Source organism: Streptomyces erythrochromogenes (genome assembly GCF_036170895.1).
In the GTDB taxonomy this organism is placed as follows: domain Bacteria; phylum Actinomycetota; class Actinomycetes; order Streptomycetales; family Streptomycetaceae; genus Streptomyces; species Streptomyces erythrochromogenes.
The window spans coordinates 3081313-3100554 of record NZ_CP108036.1 but is presented as its reverse complement, the minus strand read 5'-3'; the positions used below and the strand labels follow the sequence as shown (position 1 = coordinate 3100554).

The 19242-nt window shown below is 75.2% G+C and carries 11 protein-coding genes; 8 read left to right on the top strand and 3 right to left on the bottom strand.

Annotated features, from left to right (window positions below):
* Positions 1-100 precede the first annotated feature (100 nt).
* From pelF to moeZ, 5 genes are all read left to right on the top strand, one after another.
* The gene (gene pelF / locus OHA91_RS13735) at positions 101-1723 is read left to right on the top strand and encodes a GT4 family glycosyltransferase PelF (protein WP_266497929.1); all 1623 of its coding nucleotides are present in this window, start codon (positions 101-103) and stop codon (positions 1721-1723) included.
* Positions 1720-2625, top strand: a complete 906-nt coding sequence (locus tag OHA91_RS13730) for a hypothetical protein (protein WP_328739289.1) — start codon at positions 1720-1722, stop codon at positions 2623-2625. The genes pelF and OHA91_RS13730 overlap by 4 nt, the downstream gene beginning before the upstream one ends.
* A 135-nt stretch (positions 2626-2760) precedes the next feature.
* Entirely contained in the window at positions 2761-3771 is a 1011-nt protein-coding gene (locus OHA91_RS13725; RefSeq protein ID WP_031151513.1) for an NAD-dependent epimerase/dehydratase, read from the top strand.
* Entirely contained in the window at positions 3759-4514 is a 756-nt protein-coding gene (locus OHA91_RS13720) for a spherulation-specific family 4 protein (RefSeq protein ID WP_031151516.1), read from the top strand. Before OHA91_RS13725 ends, OHA91_RS13720 begins: the two co-directional genes overlap by 13 nt.
* A 63-nt stretch (positions 4515-4577) precedes the next feature.
* Positions 4578-5756: an adenylyltransferase/sulfurtransferase MoeZ gene (gene moeZ / locus OHA91_RS13715; RefSeq protein WP_031151519.1), complete on the top strand. Its 1179-nt coding sequence runs from the start codon at positions 4578-4580 to the stop codon at positions 5754-5756.
* A gap of 97 nt (positions 5757-5853) precedes the next feature.
* Here the strand turns inward: moeZ and OHA91_RS13710 are convergent, their stop codons facing one another.
* The 3 genes from OHA91_RS13710 to OHA91_RS13700 all read right to left on the bottom strand — a co-directional run bounded on the left by OHA91_RS13710 (position 5854) and on the right by OHA91_RS13700 (position 10927).
* Complete coding sequence (locus OHA91_RS13710; protein WP_266497920.1) at positions 5854-7458, bottom strand: alpha/beta hydrolase; 1605 nt, start codon at positions 7456-7458, stop codon at positions 5854-5856.
* A gap of 81 nt (positions 7459-7539) precedes the next feature.
* Positions 7540-7935 (bottom strand): protoporphyrinogen/coproporphyrinogen oxidase, encoded by a 396-nt coding sequence (locus OHA91_RS13705; RefSeq protein WP_031151524.1) that lies wholly within the window; start codon positions 7933-7935, stop codon positions 7540-7542.
* Positions 7936-8119: 184 nt separating this feature from the next.
* Positions 8120-10927 (bottom strand): lysylphosphatidylglycerol synthase domain-containing protein, encoded by a 2808-nt coding sequence (locus tag OHA91_RS13700; RefSeq protein ID WP_328739288.1) that lies wholly within the window; start codon positions 10925-10927, stop codon positions 8120-8122.
* Positions 10928-11046: 119 nt separating this feature from the next.
* On the opposite strand from OHA91_RS13700, the gene OHA91_RS13695 reads away from it, so the two are divergent.
* From OHA91_RS13695 to OHA91_RS13685, 3 genes are all read left to right on the top strand, one after another.
* Complete coding sequence (locus tag OHA91_RS13695; RefSeq protein ID WP_031151529.1) at positions 11047-11412, top strand: MGMT family protein; 366 nt, start codon at positions 11047-11049, stop codon at positions 11410-11412.
* A 267-nt stretch (positions 11413-11679) separates the two neighbouring features.
* On the top strand, positions 11680-15492 hold the full coding sequence (locus tag OHA91_RS13690; protein WP_408059236.1) for a UvrD-helicase domain-containing protein: 3813 nt from the start codon (positions 11680-11682) through the stop codon (positions 15490-15492).
* A 71-nt stretch (positions 15493-15563) separates the two neighbouring features.
* The gene (locus tag OHA91_RS13685; protein WP_328739286.1) at positions 15564-19241 is read left to right on the top strand and encodes an ATP-dependent DNA helicase; all 3678 of its coding nucleotides are present in this window, start codon (positions 15564-15566) and stop codon (positions 19239-19241) included.
* The last annotated feature ends 1 nt before the right edge of the window (position 19242 follow it).

Genomic DNA, 19242 nt, shown 5'->3' with positions numbered 1-19242 from the left:
CAACCGTCCGTCGCGCCTTCGGCATATCCGCTTGAGTTCTCCCGCGGCGGGTCGCCTGACCGACGGCGACCGCCTGAACGGGAGATCGGGGGTGCCACTCGTGCGGATCGGACTGCTCACGGAAGGTGGTTATCCGTATGCGACGGGCGAGGCCAGGCTGTGGTGCGACCGGCTCGTGCGCGGACTCCCGCAGCACGAGTTCGAGCTCTACGCGCTGAGCCGCAGCGCCGAGCAGGAGCGCGCCCGGATCCCGCTGCCCGAGCACGTCACCCACGTCCGCACGGCGCCCCTGTGGACCCCCGCCGACGACGGGCGGACCTACTCCCGGCGTGAGCGCCGACGGTTCGCCGACTGCTTCAAGGAGCTGGTCCACGGGATCTGCACCGGCGCCCCGGACCCCTTCGCCGCCGGGCTGTACGGGCTCGCCGGCCTCGCCCGCGAACAGGGCGGGCTCTACGCGGCGCTGCGCTCCGAGTCCGCGGTGCGGGCCCTGGAGGCCGCCTGCCGGGCCCCGGGCGCGAGCCGCACCGTACAGGCGGCGCACGTGGCAGACCTGCTGGAGTTCGTGGACGAACTGGAGCGCATGCTGCGGCCGCTGTCCCTCGGCTGGTACGAGGAGGACGCCCGGGGCGAGGGCCTCGGCGCGGTCGACGTCTGCCACGCGACCGCGGGCGGGGTGGCGGCGCTCCCCGGTCTGCTGGCCAAACGCTTCTTCGGGGTCCCGCTGCTGGTCACCGAGTACGGGGTACAGCTGCGCGCCCACTACCTGTCCCACCTCGGCGTCGGGCGGGGCGAGGAGCCCCGCCCCGCCGTACGGGCCCTGCTCGCCGCCTTCCACCTGCGGCTGGCCTCCGAGATCTACGCCCGGGCCGACTTCCTGACCCCCGGCAACGCCCACGCCCGGCGCTGGCAGGAGCGGTGCGGCGCCACCCGCGACCGGCTGCGGACCGTCTACCCGGGGATGGAGGCGGACCGATTCGCCACCGTGGGGGAGTCCGCCGACCGCGGCGACCCCGATGCGCTCGTGTGGGTCGGCCGGGTGGAGCCCGCCAAGGACCTCATCGCCCTGCTCCACGCCTTCGCCGAGGTCAGAAGGGCCGAGCCGCGCGCCCGGCTGCGGATCTTCGCCACGGCGGTGGACCCCGGCTACCTCGTCGACTGCCGTTCCCTCGCCGCGCAGCTGTTCCCCGACGAGGCCGCCGACAGCGTCACCGTCGGGGAGAATCCGGTCGCCTTCGAGGAGATCGGCGGACCGGAGGCCCCCTCCGCGGCCGAGGCGTACGGCGCCGGACGGGTCGTCGTGCTGTCCTCCGTGATCGAGGGCTTCCCCATCACCCTCGCCGAGGCGATGCTCTGCGGGCGCGCCACCGTCTCCACCGACGTGGGCGCGGTCTGCGAGGTCATCGGCGGCACCGGGCTCGTCGTCCCGCCGCGCAACCCCCGGGCGCTCGCCGAAGCCTGCCTGACCCTGCTCGGGGACGCCGAGCGGGCGGAGCGCCTCGGAGCCGCAGCCCGGGCACGTGCCCTGGAGCTGTTCACCGTCGAGCAGAACGTCGCCGCCTTCCAGGAGATCTACCTGCGGCTGCTGGCCAAGGGCTCCCAAAGGCCCGACGGCGGCGGCATCCCCTTCGCCCGGCCCCCGGAGGCGCGGGTGCCAGGGCACTGGACCAGCCCGACCTGGGCCAAGCCCGCACCGGACCCGACCTCGGAGGCCGCCGTATGACCACCGTCGACCCCGACACCGCAGCCCCACCGTCGCCGGCGGCCGACAGGGTGCGCCGGCGGGCCGCGGGAGATCCCGTCAAGGCCCTGCTGCACCGGCACCGCGAGCTGTGCGAGCGGGCCGTGGACCCCCTGGAGATCGCCGCCGGGCTGGAGGCCCACGGCATCACCGACCGCACCGCCGCACGCTTCCGCCACCGGGACGTCTTCTCCCTCGCCGAGGAGCTGTACGCCCGCAGCCCGCGCGGGGAGGTGCCCGCCGCCGCGCCGGCCCTGGTCCCGGCCGGGCCCTCCGCCTACCGCGCCTTCGGCTGCGCGCTGCTGCCCGGGGCCCTCGCCGCATCCGCGGCCGCCGCGGACCAGGCGTGGGCCGGACCCGCCGCCGTCGCCGCCACCGTCGCCGCACTGGTGTGGCCGGGGCGGGCCGCCGGGGGCCGCTTCCCCTGGCTCGCGCACCTGCTCGCCGCCGTCGTCGCCGGCTGGGCCGCGTACCGGTACGGCACCGCCCTCGCGGTCGGCCTCGCGCTGGCCGTCGCCCCCGGGCACCTGCTCGCCGCGGCCTTCGCGGCCGGGGGCCGGGCCCGGCTCGGCGGGAGCCGCGCCCTGGAGGACTTCGCCGACCGGGCCCGCCCGCTGCTGTTCGCGGCCGTCGCGGGCTTCATCGGGGCCGCCGCCGGGGCCGCCGCGCTCGCCGGCGCACCGCTCCCGGTGGCCGTGCCGCTCGCCCTGCTGCTCTTCCTGACCCGGCTGCTGCTGCGGCACGGATCCCGCCGCGGACCCGTCGCCGCCGCACTGGCCCTCGCCCTGATCCCGGTCCCGGCGGCGGCCCCCGCCGCCGCGGCCGCCCTCCTCGTCCACACCGTCCTCGCCCTGTCGCGCGCATCCGCGCACGCGCGCCCATGACGGCCCCCGGGACCACCACAGCCCTCAGGGGGTGTCGACGCCGAGGCGCTCTGCCCGTACCCCGCCCCATCCGTCCACCCGTCCGCAAGGAGAAACAGACATGACCGGCCAGCCAACCAATCAAGGGGTCACGCGATGAGGGTGCTGCTGATCGGAGCCAACGGATACCTCGGCCGCTACGTCGCCGACCGGCTGCTCGCCGACCCGGCCGTCCAGCTCACCGCGCTCGGCCGCGGCGACGACGCCGACGTCCGTTTCGACCTCGCCACCGGCAGCCCCGGAGCGCTCACGCGCTTCCTCGACGCCGTCCACCCGGGCGTCGTCATCAACTGCGCCGGAGCCACCCGGGGCGGGGCCCGCGAGCTCACCCGGCACAACACCGTCGCCGTCGCGACGATCTGCGAGTCCCTGCGCCGCAGCGGCTGCGGGGCCCGGCTCGTACAGCTCGGCTGCGCCGCCGAGTACGGGCCCAGCCAGCCCGGATCCTCCACGGCCGAGGACGCCGTCCCGAGACCCGGCGGACCGTACGGCGTCAGCAAACTGGCCGCCACCGAGCTGGTGCTCGGCTCCGGGCTGGACGCCGTCGTGCTGCGGATCTTCTCGCCCGTCGGGCCGGGCACCCCCGCCGGGTCCCCGCTCGGCCGGCTCGCCGAGGCCATGCGCCGCGCGATGCAGTCCGGCGACGGCGAGCTCAAGCTCAGCGGGCTCGGCGTGCAGCGCGACTTCGTCGATGTACGGGACGTGGCGCGAGCCGTGCACGCCGCATCCCTGTCCGCCGCCCAGGGCGTGGTGAACATCGGCACCGGCCGCGCCGTCCGGCTGCGCGACGCGGCCGCCGTTTTGGCGCGGGTCGCCGGGTACGGAGGAGCCCTGCACGAGCTGGACGTGCCGCACGGCGGACCCCAGCACGCGCACGGGCACCCCGGCCGCGCGGCCGGGCTCGCCTCCATCGGGTCCCCCCGTTCCGAGGCCACCGCCGAGCAGATGGCCGCCGCGGCACCCCAGCCGTACCCCTACCCCGACGGCTGCGGGGCCTGGCAGCAGGCGGACGTGCGTACCGCCCGCGACCGGCTCGGCTGGCGGCCCCGGATCAACCTGGAGGAGTCCCTCGCGGACATCTGGATGGAGGCGGCGTGCCGCATCTGACCACTCCGCCGGGGGCCCTGACGGCCGCCGCGACCGGGGCGGGCCGCCTCGGACTGGGCATCCCCGGCTACGCGCACCCGCTGCTCGCCCCCGTGGAGTGGGCCGAGCTCACCCGCCCCGGCACCCCGCTGCACTGGGCCGTGCTGAACGTGACGGACGGCCCGGGCGGGCGGCCCGATCCGCACTGCACCGAAGCGGCCGCGAAGCTGCACGCCGCGGGCGGCACGGTCCTCGGCCATCTCGCGATGCGGGACGGATCGCGCTCCTTCGGGGAGCTGGTCTCCGACGCCCACCGCTTTCGGGACTGGTACGGCGTCGGCGGCTTCTACCTCGCCGACGCCCCGGCCGACCGGGCGGACCTGGAACCGGTGCGCCGGGTCGTCGACACCCTGCGCGGCCTGGGCGAGGACCTGCGGATCGTCCTCGGGCACGGCACGCACCCGTACGAGGGCTACGCGGAGGCCGCCGACCAGCTGGTCACCTTCTCCGGGGCCTGGGCCGACTACCGCTGGTCGCAGGTGGCGGAGTGGACGGCGGAGTACCCGCCGGAGCGGTTCTGCCACCTGGTCCACGGGGTGCCGCGCACGCACCTGGAGGAGGCGATGAGGGTCGCCCGCTGGCAGGGCGCCGGCACGATCTGGTTCACCGACCGCCGCGCGGTCGGGGACCGTGACCCCTGGGCCTCGATGCCCGGGTACTGGGACGAAATCGTCTCACGCATCGGGACAGGTGTCTTGGAATGAAGACGGGCGTGGCAGTGTTACGGAGAGAACCACCGTTAAGTCGTCACCATCTACGGAGTCCCCGTGTCGCTGCCACCCCTGGTCGAGCCGGCTGCTGAGCTCACCGTTGACGAGGTCCGTCGGTACTCCCGTCACCTGATCATCCCGGACGTCGGGATGGACGGCCAGAAGCGCCTGAAGAACGCCAAGGTGCTGGCCGTGGGCGCGGGCGGCCTCGGCTCGCCCGCCCTCATGTACCTGGCCGCGGCCGGCGTCGGCACGCTGGGCATCGTGGAGTTCGACGAGGTCGACGAGTCGAACCTGCAGCGCCAGATCATCCACAGCCAGTCGGACATCGGCCGCTCCAAGGCCGAGTCCGCCCGCGACAGCGTGCTGGGCATCAACCCGTACGTGAACGTGGTCCTTCACGAAGAGCGGCTCGAGGCCGAGAACGTGATGGAGATCTTCAGCCAGTACGACCTCATCGTCGACGGCACGGACAACTTCGCCACGCGCTATCTCGTCAACGACGCCTGCGTGCTGCTGAACAAGCCGTACGTGTGGGGTTCGATCTACCGCTTCGACGGCCAGGCCTCGGTCTTCTGGTCCGAGCACGGCCCGTGCTACCGCTGCCTCTACCCCGAGCCCCCGCCGCCGGGCATGGTCCCGAGCTGCGCCGAGGGCGGCGTCCTGGGCGTGCTCTGCGCGTCCATCGGCTCCATCCAGGTCACCGAGGCCATCAAGGTGCTCACGGGCGTCGGCGAGCCGCTGGTCGGCCGTCTGATGATCTACGACGCCCTGGAGATGCAGTACCGCCAGGTCAAGGTCCGCAAGGACCCCGACTGCGCGGTCTGCGGCCCGAACGCGACCGTCAAGGAGCTCATCGACTACGAGGCCTTCTGCGGCGTCGTGTCGGAGGAGGCCCAGGAGGCGGCCGCCGGCTCCACGATCACTCCGAAGCAGCTCAAGGAGTGGATCGACAGCGAGGAGCCGATCGAGATCATCGACGTCCGCGAGATCAACGAGTACGAGATCGTCTCGATCCCCGGCGCGAAGCTGATCCCCAAGGGCGAGTTCCTGATGGGCACCGCCCTCCAGGACCTCCCGCAGGACAAGCGCATCGTCTTGCACTGCAAGACGGGTGTCCGCAGTGCGGAAGTCCTCGCGGTCCTGAAGTCCGCGGGCTTCGCCGACGCGGTGCACGTCGGCGGCGGCGTCATCGGCTGGGTCCACCAGATCGAGCCCGAGAAGCCGGTCTACTGATCCGTCCACGAAGGGGCCGTACCCGCACGCTCGCCGCGGGTACGGCCCCTTCGTGCTGCCGCTGTGGGCCGGGCACCGGAGCCGGCACCGGCCCCGGTCAGGCGCCGAGGGGTTCCACCGGGGCTGACGGTTGCGCGGGGGACTGCGAGGCGTCGGGGGGCGGGGTGCACACCGTGTTCGCGGGCGGCACCTTTCCCTCCAGCAGGTAGGAGTTCACGGCGCCCTGCACGCACGGGTCGCCGCTGTTGTACGCCCCGTGCCCCTCGCCCTTGTACGTGAGCTCCACGCCGACACCGGGGCCCAGCCGCTCGACCATCTTGCGGGCGCCCTCGTACGGGGTGGCCGGGTCGCCCGTGTTGCCGATCACCAGGATCGGGTCGGCCCCCGGGGCGGAGACGTCCGGGGTCGACGCGGTCCCCGGGACCGGCCAGCCCGTGCAGCCCATCATGGCCCAGCCGAGGAAGTCCCCGAAGACCGGAGACGCGGCGCGGAAGGCGGGCAGCTTCGCCTCCGTCTGCTCCAGGGTGTAGCGGTCCTTGGAGTCGACGCAGTTGATCGCGGTGTTGGCGGCGCCGATGTTGCTGTAGTTGCCGTTCTGGTCACGGCCGTTGAGGGCGTCGGACAGGGCCATCAGCAGCTGCCCCTGGCCGCCCTCCGCCTCGTCCAGCCCCTGCTCCAGCAGCGGCCAGAGCTCCTGGGAGTAGAGGGCCTGGGCGATGCCGTTGGTGGCCGAGGACTCGGTCAGCATCCGGTCGCCGATGCCCGGGACGGGTTTGGCGGCCAGCTGCTTCTGGAGCTTGATGATGTTGTCCTCGATCTCCTTGGCGGTGCTGCCCTGCAGCCGGCACTCGTCACCCCGGTCCACGCAGTCCTGCGCGAAGTTGCCGAGGGCCAGTTGGAAGCCCTTGGCCTGGCCGAGCGCGCCCTCCTCGGAGGTGGCGGTCGGGTCGACGACGGCGTCGAAGACGGCCCGGCCGACCCTGTCCGGGAAGAGGTGGGCGTAGACCCCGCCGAGCTCGGTCCCGTAGGAGATCCCGAAGTAGTTGAGCTTCTCGTCGCCGAGGGCCTGGCGGATCCGGTCGAGGTCGCGGGCCGCGTTCTCGGTGCCGACGTGCGGGAGCACCTTCCCGGAGTTCGCCTCGCAGGCCTGCTGGTACTTGCGGGTGTTGTCCAGGTACTCCTTCACCGCCGCCGGGGTGTCGGGGGAGGAGTTCGAGGCGTAGTACGCGTCGAGCTGCTTGTCGTCCAGGCACAGGACGGGGGCGCTGCGGCCCACCCCGCGCGGGTCGAAGCTCACGAGGTCGTAGCGCTCGCGCAGGGCCTCGTACTCCTTGGCGGCGCCGGGCAGCGTGGTGATCCCGGATCCGCCGGGGCCGCCGAAGTTGAACACGAGCGAGCCGAGGCGCTCGTCCTGGTTCCTGGCCTTCGCCCGGATCAGAGCGAGAGGAATCGTTTCTCCTTCGGGGTCCGCGTAGTCGAGCGGCACGTGGAGCGTGGCGCACTGCCACCCCTTGGGCGGCGCCTGCCCGCCCCCCTCGGCGGCCGTCGGAGCCTCGCAGTCCCCCCACTTCAGGGGTGGCGCCCCCTCGGTGCCGCCCGCCTTGGGCGTCTTCTCCTCCCCGCTGTCGGAACAGCCACTGGTACTGGCCGCCCCGGCCACGAGAGCGACGGCGACGGCGACCCGCAGGAGGTATCTGGGCATGTCACCATCCTGCGCGCCCCCGTCCGCCCCCGCCCGCGCGCTGACCCGTTCGGGTCGGCCGGGAGCGGTCCGTGTTTGCTCCTACGCCGCTTCCGCCTCCGCCAGTGCCTGCCGGGCGGCAGTGCGGCCCGTCGCCACGCATGCCGCCACGCCCACGCCCTCGTAGGCGGCGCCGCACAGCCCGAGGCCCGGGAGCTTCGCGGCCGCCTCGCGGATGTCGCGCACGCGGTCGTGGTGGCCGACGGCGTACTGCGGCAGGCCCCGGTCCCAGCGGGTCACCCGCGCCGCGACGGGCTCGCCCAGCGGCCCCACCGCCTGGCGGAGCTCGGTGATCGCGGTGCGGATCAGGTGCCGGTCCGGGCGGGCCGGCAGGTCGTCCTCGCCGAACCGGCCGACCGAGGCGCGCAGGACGAAGGCGTCCGGGGCCGCGGAGCGCAGCCACGCCCACTTGTCGGACAGGAAGGACACCGCCTTCACGGCTCCGCCCCCGGACCCCCGCGCCTCAATCGCCGGCGGGGCTGGAATACCCGGCCCCGCCGTGCCCGGTGCGGGCCGACAGCCACCACTTCCTGCCCCGCCGGCGCTGGAGGCGCGGGCGCGGAGCGCCGTGCGGGTACGGGCGGGCGGGCAGGCCCGGCAATTCCGCAGACCCAGCCGGAGGCTAGATCGCTTCCTTGCGGGTCAGGAAGTTGAACGAGATCCACCCCGGCAGCACCGGCAGCCAGAACGTCATCAGGCGGAACAGCAGCACCGCCGAGATCGCGACCTCCTTCTCCAGCCCCGCCGCGATCAGCCCCAGCGTCAACGTGGTCTCCACCGCGCCCATGCCGCCCGGCGTCGGAGCGGCCGAACCGAGCGCGTTGCCCGCCAGGAACACCACCGCGATGCTCGCGTAGCTGATGGCCTCGCCGCCCCCGAACGCCCTGATCGACGCGTCCAGGCACATCACGAAGCAGCCCGTCAGCAGCAGCATCCCGCCGATGCCCGTCACCAGCTTCTTCGGCCGCTGGAGCACGTCCAGCATGCGCGGCACCACGCCCGCGAACAGCGCCCGCACCCGCGTGACCACGAACTTCCGCATGAACGGGACCGCCGTCACCACCAGCACCAGCACCGCCACCGTCAGCAGCCCCGCGATGACCGCCCGGGACGGGGTCATCTCCGGGGTCTTCTCGGTTCCGGTCAGGTAGCCGAAGGACAGCAGCAGCAGGATGTGGCTGGCCAGCCCGAACAGCTGCGAGGCACCCACGCTCGCGACCGCCAGCCCCGGCCGGACGCCCGCCCGCTGCAGGAAGCGCGTGTTCAGCGCGACGCCGCCGACCGCCGCCGGGGCCACCAGCTTCACGAACGACCCGGCCACCTGCGCGACCACGGTCCGCGGGAACGACACCCGCTCCGGCACGAAGCCCAGCAGGCTCATCGCCGCCGCGAGGTAGCTGAGGGCCGAGAAGGCGAGCGCCGCCCCGACCCAGCCCCACTGCGCCTCGCCGATGATCGTCCCGAAATCCACGTGCGCCAGCTGCGTGAGCAGGAAGTACGCACCGAACGCGCCCGCGATGAACGACACCAGGGTCCGCGGCCGGATCCGCTCCAGCCGGGCCGGCTCCACCGGTGCCTGCGGGCGGATCAGCAGCACCTGCTGGCGGATCTGGCTCAGCAGGTCCTCCTCGCGGGCCTCGTCCAGCGCGTCGTCGAGGGCCCTCTTCTCCGCCTTGCGTTCGGCTGCGGCCGAGGTCGGGGCCGGGGCGGCCGCGGATCCCGCCTCGCGCGCGGCCTTCGCCGCCCGAGAGGACTCCAGTACGGCCTCCCGTTCGCGCTCCGCCCGCTCCCGGGCCAGCTTGCGCAGCGTCGCCCGCGTGGAACGGCTCAGCGCGATCGGCTGGAGCAGCGGCAGGCAGCCCGCCACGATGTCCGGGCCGAGCACCGACACCGCCGAGGCCACCGAGCGCTCCGCGCCGACCCGCAGGCCGAGGGTGGCCAGCAGCTGCGCGACGTCCATCCGGAGCACCAGGTCGCCGGCCGCGATCTCGCCGCCCCGCAGGTCGGTGAGGATGACGTTGCCGGAACGATCCACCACGAGCGCGTCCCCGGTCAGCCTGCGGTGCGCGATCCGCCGCGACTGCAGGGCGCGCACCTGCTCCCAGGCGTTGCGGGTCAGCTCGTCGGTGATCTCCTCGTCGGGGAGGGAGTCCAGGGTCCGGCCGCCCAGGTGCTCGTACACGAGCATCACCGCGTCCGGACCCAGCTCGGACGTGGCGATCAGCTTCGGCGCGTTCGCCCCGGCCGCGATGGCCGCGTACGCGAGGAGCGCCTCCTGCTCCAGGGCCTGCCGCAGCGACTGCAGGCTGCGGCGGGTGGTGATGCCGCGCAGGGTGAGCCGGCGCCAGACCCGGTAGAAGAAGCCCTGGGCCTGCTGCTCCCGGTCGACGACGGTGACGTCGAGCGGAGGACCGTCCTCCAGGGTGACGTGGTAGCGCCGGCCGCGGTCACCGGTCTCGGACGCCTCGGGGCCCTCGGGCCCCTCGGCGCGCATGGCGCTGACCGGCTGGAAGCCGACGCGGCGCAGCCCGGCGAGGAGGTTCTGCCCGGTGGGGCGCACGTTGGGGGAGCCGACGGCGTAGAGGGTGCCGTAGGCCACGCTCCAGCCGATCAGCACGGTGAGGATGATCGAGAAGGGGGTGGTGTAGCCGTTGACCAGCATGGTGAGCGCGTTGAGCAGCAGGACCACCCACAGCGCGACGCGCCAGTGGGGTCTGCGGGTCATGCCCACCGCGGTCATGTAGGCGATCACGGGCGCGAGGTAGCCGTGCACGGGATCGGTCAGGGCCCCGCCGCCCGCGGGACGGGTCAGGGCGTCCTGGATGGTGCCGGGGGCGGCCTGGGAGACCCACAGGTCGGTGGCCAGGGTGACGCCGTGCGCGAGGACGGCGGCGAGCACGCCGTCGGCGATGCGCAGCCCGTCGCGTTTGATCAGCCGCTCGATGGCGAAGGCGACGGGGAGCAGCAGCACCGCGATGCTGGAGACCAGCGCCGCGACCTTGATCAACAGGTCCGGCGCCTGGCCGGTGCCCTTGCTGATGTCCTCCTCGAGGCCGACGGTGGTGCCGTGGGCGAAGGCGGCGATGCCGAGCAGGACGGCGATGCCGAGGATGCCGACGAGGAGGCGTACGAGGTCGGAGGGCCGGTGCACGCGGGCGGCGAGCAGCGGTTCGTCGACCTCGACCCGGTCGGCGTCGGTCGGGGCGTGGCCGTGCGGGGCCTCCGCGTCCTCGTCGCCGTCGGCGCCGTTGTCGTCGGTGCCGGGGGTACGGCCGGCCGGCAGGCCCGGCGCGAGGTCCTCGGGGCGGTTCTGCGGACGGGAGGCGGGGCCGTCGTCAGGGCGCGCGCCATCGTCCCCCGCCGCGCCTTCCGGAGGGCTCACACCCTGCTCCTTCGTCGTCACATCCGTCTCTTCTTGATCACGTATCACCAGTCACCGCCCGGAAGATGGTGGCACGGACCGAGGGGCCGTCGGGGCATCAGGGTGCGCGCCGGTCCGGAACCACAACTTCCACCGACGGGTGGCCGGCGTACTGCACCATGTGCTGAATGAGTGAGGAGCTGCCCGCGTACGCGGAGCGCGTACTGGAGGCCGTCGAGCGTATTCCGCCCGGCCGGGTGATGACATACGGGGACGTCGCCGAATGGCTCGACGAGGGAGGGCCGCGCCAGGTCGGGCGTGTCATGGCACTGTACGGGGGAGCCGTGCCCTGGTGGCGCGTGGTGCGGTCGGACGGCCTGCCGCTGCCCGGCCACGAGGCGCGCGCCCTGGAGCACTACCGGGCGGAGGCCACGCCGCTGCGCCTGACGACCGGCGGCGATCCCCGCCTGGACATGCGCCGGGCACGCTGGGACGGATCCCCCGCACAGGACGGCGGCGAGGACCCCGGAGAGGTCCCCGGACGGGACGGCTGACGCGACGAGGCTCACACCTGACAGCTTCCGCCATGCGGCGCCGGGGCGGGCGATCGGGCGACCGTGCGAACGCCCGTCCGGGCTACCCGGGGGGACTGCGCGGCACGCGCCGGTTGCCGTAGCGTTGCCTCTTCGGCTTCCGCGCGAGCCGTCACGGCAGCACCGCCACACCCCGCAGACCCACCAGGACCGGCACCTCACGTGATCACCTCTTCCTCGGACCGCACCGAACGGCGGCGTACGCGGACCCCCGACGCGTACCGCCTCGTGCGCACCGGGCCGGAACGGGTGGATCCCCCTGTGCTGGACGCAGCGCAGCGGGCTGTGGTTGACCATCCGGGCGGACCACTGCTCGTGCTGGCCGGACCGGGCACCGGGAAGACGACCACGCTGGTCGAGGCCGTCGCCGCCCGCGTCGAAGCGGGTACGGACCCCTCCCGGATCCTGATCCTCACCTTCAGCCGCAAGGCGGCGGTCGAACTGCGCGACCGGGCCGCCCTGCGGCTCGGCGGTGCGCGCGCCCCGCAGGCCACCACCTTCCACTCCTTCTGCTACGGCCTGGTCCGCGCCCACCAGGACACCGACCTCTTCGCCGACCCGCTGCGGCTGCTGTCCGGCCCCGAGCAGGACGTGATGGTCCGCACCCTCCTGGAGGGCCAGCGCCGGATCCGCTCGATCCGCTGGCCGGACGACCTGCGGGCCGCGCTGACCACGCGCGGTTTCGCCGACGAGGTCCGGGCGGTCCTCGCCCGCGCCCGCGAGCTGGGCCTCGGCCCCACGGCCCTCGCCGACTTCGCCGACCGCATCGGCCGCCCCGACTGGAAGGCCGCGGCGGCCTTCCTCTCCGAGTACCTCGACGTCCTGGACATACAGGGCACGCTGGACTACGCGGAACTCCTGCACCGCGCGGTCCTCCTCGCCGAGCGGACGCCGTCGCTGGCCTCGGCCTACGACGCGATCTTCGTGGACGAGTACCAGGACACGGACGCCTCGCAGCTGCGGCTGCTGCGGGCCCTGACCGGGCGCGGCGGCACGCTGGTCGCCTTCGGCGATCCGGACCAGTCGATCTACGCCTTCCGCGGCGCCGACATCAACAACGTGCTGGACTTCGAGTCCGCCTTCCCCGGCGCGCAGGTCAGGGCCCTGACGGTGGGCCGCCGCTCCGGCGCGGCCCTCCTGGAGGCGACCCGCCTGCTCACGACCCGCATGCCGCTGCCCCGCCTCCCCGCGGCCGCGGTCCGCGCGCACCGCGCCCTCCGGGCCACGCGGGAGGGCGGCCGGGTGGAGGTCTTCACGTACCCGACGGCCGGCGCCGAGCTGGACAACATCGCCGACATCCTGCGCCGGGCCCACCTGGAGGACGGCGTGCCGTGGCAGGACATGGCCGTCCTGGTCCGCGCCGGCGGCCGCACCCTCCCGGCGATGCGCCGCGCCCTGATCGCGGCGGGAGTCCCGGTCGAGACCGACGGCACGGACACCCCCCTCCGCCACGAACCGGCCGTGGCCCCCCTCCTGACGGCCCTCCGCCTCACCGCCACCCCGCCCCCCGCCACTGCGGGCGAGCCCGCCCCGGAGCCGGACCCGGAGGCCGCCTCCCTCGGCGGGCCAGGCCTGCAGCGTGACCTCGCGGCCGCGGCCGCGGGCCTCGCCCTGCCCGCTGCCGCGGGCGTCCTGCGGGGCGTTCCCGCCCCGGAGCCGCACGACCCCGGCGCGTCCCCCGAACCCGGGCCCGCCCCGGAGCCGCACGACCCCGGCGCGTCCCCCGAAGCCGGGCCCGCCCCGGAGCCGCACGACCCCGGCGCGTCCCCCGAAGCCGGGCCCGCCCCGGAGCCGCACGACCCCGGCGCGTCCCCCGAAGCCGGGCCCGCCGGCCCGTCCGCCCCGGCCGACGGCCCGTTGACCGCTGCTGCCGCAGGCCAGGCCGTTCCGGCGGCGGACCTCGCCGACGGATCCCCGGCCGCAGGCCGGGCCCGGCCCGCTGCCGCGGGCGTCCCGGGCCCGGCCGTCGCGGACGGCCCGTCCGCGGAGGCTGCACCGGCCGACGGCCCGCGAGAGGCGGACCTCGCTGTCGCGGGCGGGCCCGCCCCGGAGCCGCAGCACGCGGACGCGGACGCCGCCCCGGCCGCAGGCGCCGCACCGACTGCCGTCGCCGACCCGGCCGCCGAGGCCGAGCCGGGCGGGCCCGGTGCGGCGTACGGGTCCGAGACCGACGAGGGGGTCGAGGCCGCGCTCATGCTGCTCGCCTCGCCGCTCGGCGGGATGGACTCCGCCGATCTGCGGCGGCTCGGCCGCGCCCTGCGCGACGAGGAGCGCGCCGCGGGCGTCAAGGTGCCCGCGCCCTCCGACGTCCTGCTCGCCCGCGCCCTCGCCGAGCCCGAGCGCCTCACCGCGCACGACCCCGCCTACGCCCGCGGCGCGCAGCGCCTCGGCCTGCTCCTGCGCAAGGCCCGCGAGCTCCTCCAGGGCGGCGGCACAGCCGAAGAGGCCCTGTGGATCCTCTGGGACGGCACGCCATGGCCCGACCGGCTGGAACGCCAGGCCCGCCGCGGCGGCCCGGCCGGCCGCAACGCCGACCGCGACCTCGACGCCGTCTGCGCCCTCTTCGACACCGCCGCCCGCGCCGAGGAGCGCACCGGCGGCAGCGGCGCGCTCAACTTCCTCGAACAACTGGAGGCGGAGGACATCGCCGCCGACACGTTGACGGCCCGCACCACCCGCCCCGACGCGGTCCGGCTGATGACCGCCCACCGCTCCAAGGGCCTGGAGTGGTCCCTCGTCGTCGTCGCGGGCGTCCAGGAGGGCCTGTGGCCCGACCTCCGCCGCCGCGGCTCCCTCCTGGAGGCCGACCGCATCGGCCGCGACGGCCTCGCCGAACCCCTCACCCCCGGCGCCCTCCTCGCCGAGGAACGACGCCTCTTCTACGTCGCCGCCACCCGCGCCCGCGACCGCCTCGTCGTCACCGCCGTCAAGGCCCCCGCCGAGGACGGCGACCAGCCCTCCCGCCTGCTCACCGAGCTCGGAGTCACCCCGAAGGACGTCACCGGCCGGCCCCGCCGCCCCCTCGCCGTCCCGGCGCTCGTCGCCGAGCTGCGCGCCACCACCGTCGACCCGGACGCCTCGCCCGCCCTGCGCGACGCCGCCGCCCGCCGCCTCGCCCGCCTCGCCGCGCTCACCGACGACGAGGACCGCCCCCTGGTCCCCGCCGCGCACCCGCAGCGCTGGTGGGGCCTGTACGAGCCCACCCGCAGCAGCGTCCCGCTCCGCGACCGGGACCGGCCCGTCGCCCTCTCCGGCAGCGCCCTGGACCAGCTCGCCAACACCTGCTCCCTCCAGTGGTTCCTCGGCCGCGAGGTCAAGGCCGACGCACCGTCCACCGCCGCCCAGGGCTTCGGCAACGTCGTCCACGTCCTCGCCGACGAGGTCGCCTCCGGCCGCACCCCCGCCGACCTGGCGGTCCTCATGGAACGCCTCGACACGGTGTGGGACGCCCTCGCCTTCGACGCACCCTGGAAATCGGCCCAGGAGAAGGAGAACGCCCGCGCCGCCCTCGAACGCTTCCTGCGCTGGCACACCACCGACCGCGGGGGCCGGGAGGCCGTGGCCACGGAGCACGAGTTCGACGTCACGCTCGAAGCCGGCGACGTCGCCGTCCGCGTCCGCGGCTCCATGGACCGCGTCGAGGCGGACCCGCAGGGGCGCGCGTATGTCGTGGACTTCAAGACCGGGAAGTCCGCGCCCACCAAGGACGAGGTCGCCCGCCACCCCCAGCTCGCCGTCTACCAGCTCGCCGTCCGCGAGGGCGCCGTCGACGAGGTCTTCGACGGAGTGCGCCCCGCACCCGGCGGCGCCGAGCTCGTCCAGCTCCGCCAGGGCGCCGCGCAGCGCGACGGCGGCGAAACGGTCCCCAGGGTCCAGGCCCAGCAGCCGCTCGACGGGGAGTGGGTCGGCGACCTGCTCGCCACCGCCGCCGGCCGGGTCCTGGACGAGCGGTTCGCGCCCGCCGCGGGCCGCCACTGCGACCACTGCTCCTTCCGCAGCTCGTGCAGCGCCCGCCCGGAGGGCCGCCAGACCGTCGAGTGAGCCCCCGGTCGGGCGGGAGCTCGGCGGTCGGGGCGGTCGGGGCTGTCGGTGGGGGCGGCTAGCCTTTTTACGTGTCCGCGCGTGCATCCGTACTGAGCGATCCCGAGCAGCTCAAAGAGCTCCTCGGGATCCCTTTCACGCCCGAACAGATGGCCTGCGTCACCGCCCCGGCCGCCCCGCAGGTCGTCGTCGCCGGCGCCGGATCCGGCAAGACCACCGTCATGGCCGCCCGCGTGGTCTGGCTCGTCGGCACCGGCGCGGTCGCGCCCGAGCAGGTCCTCGGCCTCACCTTCACCAACAAGGCCGCCGGCGAACTGTCCGAGCGCGTACGCACCGCCCTGGCCCGGGCCGGCATCACCGACCCGGACCCCTCCCCGGCCGACGCCGCGGCGGCCGGCGGGGAGCCGCGCATCTCCACCTACCACGCCTTCGCCGGCCAGCTCCTCAAGGACCACGGCCTGCGCATCGGCCTGGAGCCCAGCTCCCGCCTCCTCGCCGACGCCACCCGCTTCCAGCTCGCCGCGAAGGTGCTGCGCGACGCCCCCGGCCCGTACCCCTCGCTCACCAAGTCCGTCCCCGACCTCGTCGGAGACCTCCTCGCCCTCGACGCGGAGCTCTCCGAGCACCTGGTCGACCCCGAGCGGCTGCGCCTCCACGACACCGCGCTGCTGGACGTGCTCGCCGGCACCCGGCTCACCAACGAGGACCTGCGCAAGGTCCCCGAGGCCGTGCGCGGCCGCCTCGAACTGCTGGAGCTCGTCGGCCGCTACCGGGCCGCCAAGCGCTCCCGCGACCTCTTCGACTTCAGCGACCAGATAGCCCTCTCCGCGCAGCTCGCCACGACCCGGCCCGAGGTCGGCGCGCTGCTGCGCGAGGAGTTCCGGGTGGTCCTGCTCGACGAGTACCAGGACACCTCCGTCGCACAGCGGCTGCTGCTGTCCGGCCTGTTCGGCGCGGGCTCCGGCCACGCCGTCACCGCCGTCGGCGACCCCTGCCAGGCGATCTACGGCTGGCGCGGGGCCTCCGTGGCCAACCTCGACGACTTCCCCGAGCACTTCCCGCACGCCGACGGCACCCCCGCCACCCGCCTCTCCCTCAGCGAGAACCGGCGCAGCGGCGGCCGCCTCCTGGACCTCGCCAACGGGCTCGCCGCCCCGCTGCGCGCCATGCACGAGGGAGTGGAGGCACTGCGCCCGGCGCCCGGGGCGGAGCGCGCCGGGCAGGTCCGCTGCGCCCTGCTGGAGACCCACGCCCAGGAGCTCGACTGGGTCGCCGACTCCGTCGCCCATCTCGTGCGCACGGGCACGGAGCCGCGCGAGATCGCCGTCCTGTGCCGGTCCGCCGGTGACTTCGCGCAGATCCAGGCCGTGCTGGTGGACCGGGACGTGCCGGTGGAGGTCGTCGGCCTGTCCGGGCTGCTGCACCTGCCCGAGGTCGCCGACCTCGTGGCCGTCTGCGAGGTCCTCCAGGACCCTGGCGCCAACGCCTCCCTCGTCCGGCTCCTCATCGGCCCGCGCTGGCGGATCGGCGCGCGCGACCTGGCCCTGCTGGGCCGCCGGGCGCGGCTGCTGGTGGGCCGGACGCCGGCCGGGGCCGACCCCGACGAACGGCTGGCGGCGGCCGTGGAGGGCGTGGACCCGGCCGAGATCGTGTCCCTGGCCGACGCCCTGGAGACCTTCCTCGACGGCGCCGGACAGACCCCGGACGACCTCCCCTTCTCCGCGGAGGCCCGAGTCCGCTTCGCGCACCTCGCGCAGGAGCTCCGCGACCTGCGCCGGTCCCTCGCCGACCCGCTGATGGACGTCCTGCACCGGGTGCTGTCCGCCACCGGCCTCGAAGTGGAACTGTCCGCCTCCCCGCACGCGCTGGCGGCCCGCCGGCGCGAGACCCTGTCGAACTTCATGGACGTCGCGGCCGGTTTCGCCGCGCTCGACGGCGAAGCCTCGCTGCTTGCCTTCCTGGCGTTCCTGCGCACGGCCGCCCAGTACGAGAAGGGCCTCGACCACGCCCTGCCGGGCGGCGAGAACACCGTGAAGGTCCTCACCGCCCACAAGTCCAAGGGCCTGGAGTGGGACGTGGTGGTGGTCCCCGACCTGTGCGCGGGCTCCTTCCCGAAGGAGAAGGCCCCGGAAGCCTGGACCTCGTACGCGAAGGTCCTCCCGTACGCGCTGCGCGGCGACGCCCCCACCCTGCCCGCGGACCCGGCCTGGACCTCGGCCGGCCTGAAGTCCTTCAAGGCCGCCCTCAAGCACCACAAGTCGGTGGAGGAGCTCCGCCTCGGCTACGTGACCTTCACCCGGCCGCGGTCCCTGCTGCTGGCCTCGGGCCACTGGTGGGGCCCGACCCAGAAGAAGCGCCGCGGCCCGTCGGAGTTCCTCACCGCGCTGTACGAGCACTGCGTCGCCGGCTTCGGCGAGATCGACGCCTGGGCGGACGAGCCCGAGCCGTCCGCGGAGAACCCGGCCCTCGCGGGCGGATCCACGGCCGAGCACTCCTGGCCGCTCCCGCTCGACCCGCACTCCCTCACCCTGCGCCGCGAGGCCGCCGCGCTGGTCGAGTCCTACCTGGCGACCCAGCCCCCGCCCGAACCGGACGACGCCTACCTGTGGCCCCCGGACTGCGAGGACCCCGCCTACGACGACGAGCCCTGGCCCGCCGACCCCGGCCCCGCCGAGGGCTGGGACCCCGACCCCCTCCGGGGCGACCCCGGACCGGCGGGCGGGGGCGACGACCCCTGGGACGACGCCGACCGGGCCGCGGGCCCGGGCCCCCGTGCCGTGCCCCGGCCCCGGGACTCGTGGGCCGACGAGGCCTGGGCCGCCGACCCCGCGGCGCAGCCGGGCGTGCCCGACGTGCCCGCGGCCGAGCAGCACTCCGTGCCGCGGCCCGGTGGCTCGCGGTCCGCCGACCCGGCGGCCCGGCCCGGCCCGCCCGGCCCCGGCGGCGGGGGCGCCGTGGCCCCGGCCGGGGGCCAGGGCCTCTCGGGCGGCCCCGCCGGAGGCGTGCGGCTCACGCCCGAGGAGGCGCGGGCGATCGCCTCCTGGGACCGGGACCTCGACGCCCTGGAGGGCGAGCTCCGCCGTGCCCGCGCGGCCGTCCGCGACGTGGAGCTGCCCCCCGCCCTCTCCGCCAGCCAGCTGCTCCGGCTCGCCGCCGACGAGCAGGGCTTCGTGCGCGACCTCGCCCGCCCCATGCCCAAGCCCCCGCAGCCCGCGGCCCGCCAGGGCACCCGCTTCCACGCCTGGGTCGAGTCCCGCTTCGACGAGCTCCCGCTCCCCTTCCTCGACGTCCTCGACCCCGTCGCCGACCTCCCCGGCGCCGACTCCGGCCAGGAGATCGCCGACGAGGCCGACCTCGACGCCCTCAAGGCCGCCTTCGAGCGCAGCCCGTACGCGGACCGCCCGCCCCACCGCATGGAGGCCCCGGTCCAGCTCACCCTCGCCGGCCGCGTCATCCGCGGCCGGATCGACGCCGTCTACAAGGCCACCGACGAGAACGGCGATGACGCCTACGAGATCGTCGACTGGAAGACCGGCCGGACCACCGAGGCCGATCCGCTCCAGCTCGCCGTCTACCGCCTGGCCTGGGCCGAGGCCACGAACACCCCGCTCGACCGGGTCGCCGCAGCCTTCCTCCACGTCCGCAGCGGCCGTGTGATCCGCCCGCGCAACCTCCCCGGCAGAGCCCGTCTTGAGCGGATCCTCCAAGGCGAATCGGGCCCCGACGGTGACCACCAGGCGGACGGCTAGG

Excerpts from the sequence above, each read along its gene's own strand:
- OHA91_RS13695 (WP_031151529.1), top strand. The coding sequence starts at position 11,047 with ATGAGTGAGGAGCTGCCCGCGTACGCGGAGCGCGTACTGGAGGCCGTC.
- OHA91_RS13730 (WP_328739289.1), top strand. The coding sequence starts at position 1,720 with ATGACCACCGTCGACCCCGACACCGCAGCCCCACCGTCGCCGGCGGCC.
- OHA91_RS13725 (WP_031151513.1), top strand. The coding sequence starts at position 2,761 with ATGAGGGTGCTGCTGATCGGAGCCAACGGATACCTCGGCCGCTACGTC.
- OHA91_RS13710 (WP_266497920.1), bottom strand. The coding sequence starts at position 7,458 with ATGCCCAGATACCTCCTGCGGGTCGCCGTCGCCGTCGCTCTCGTGGCC.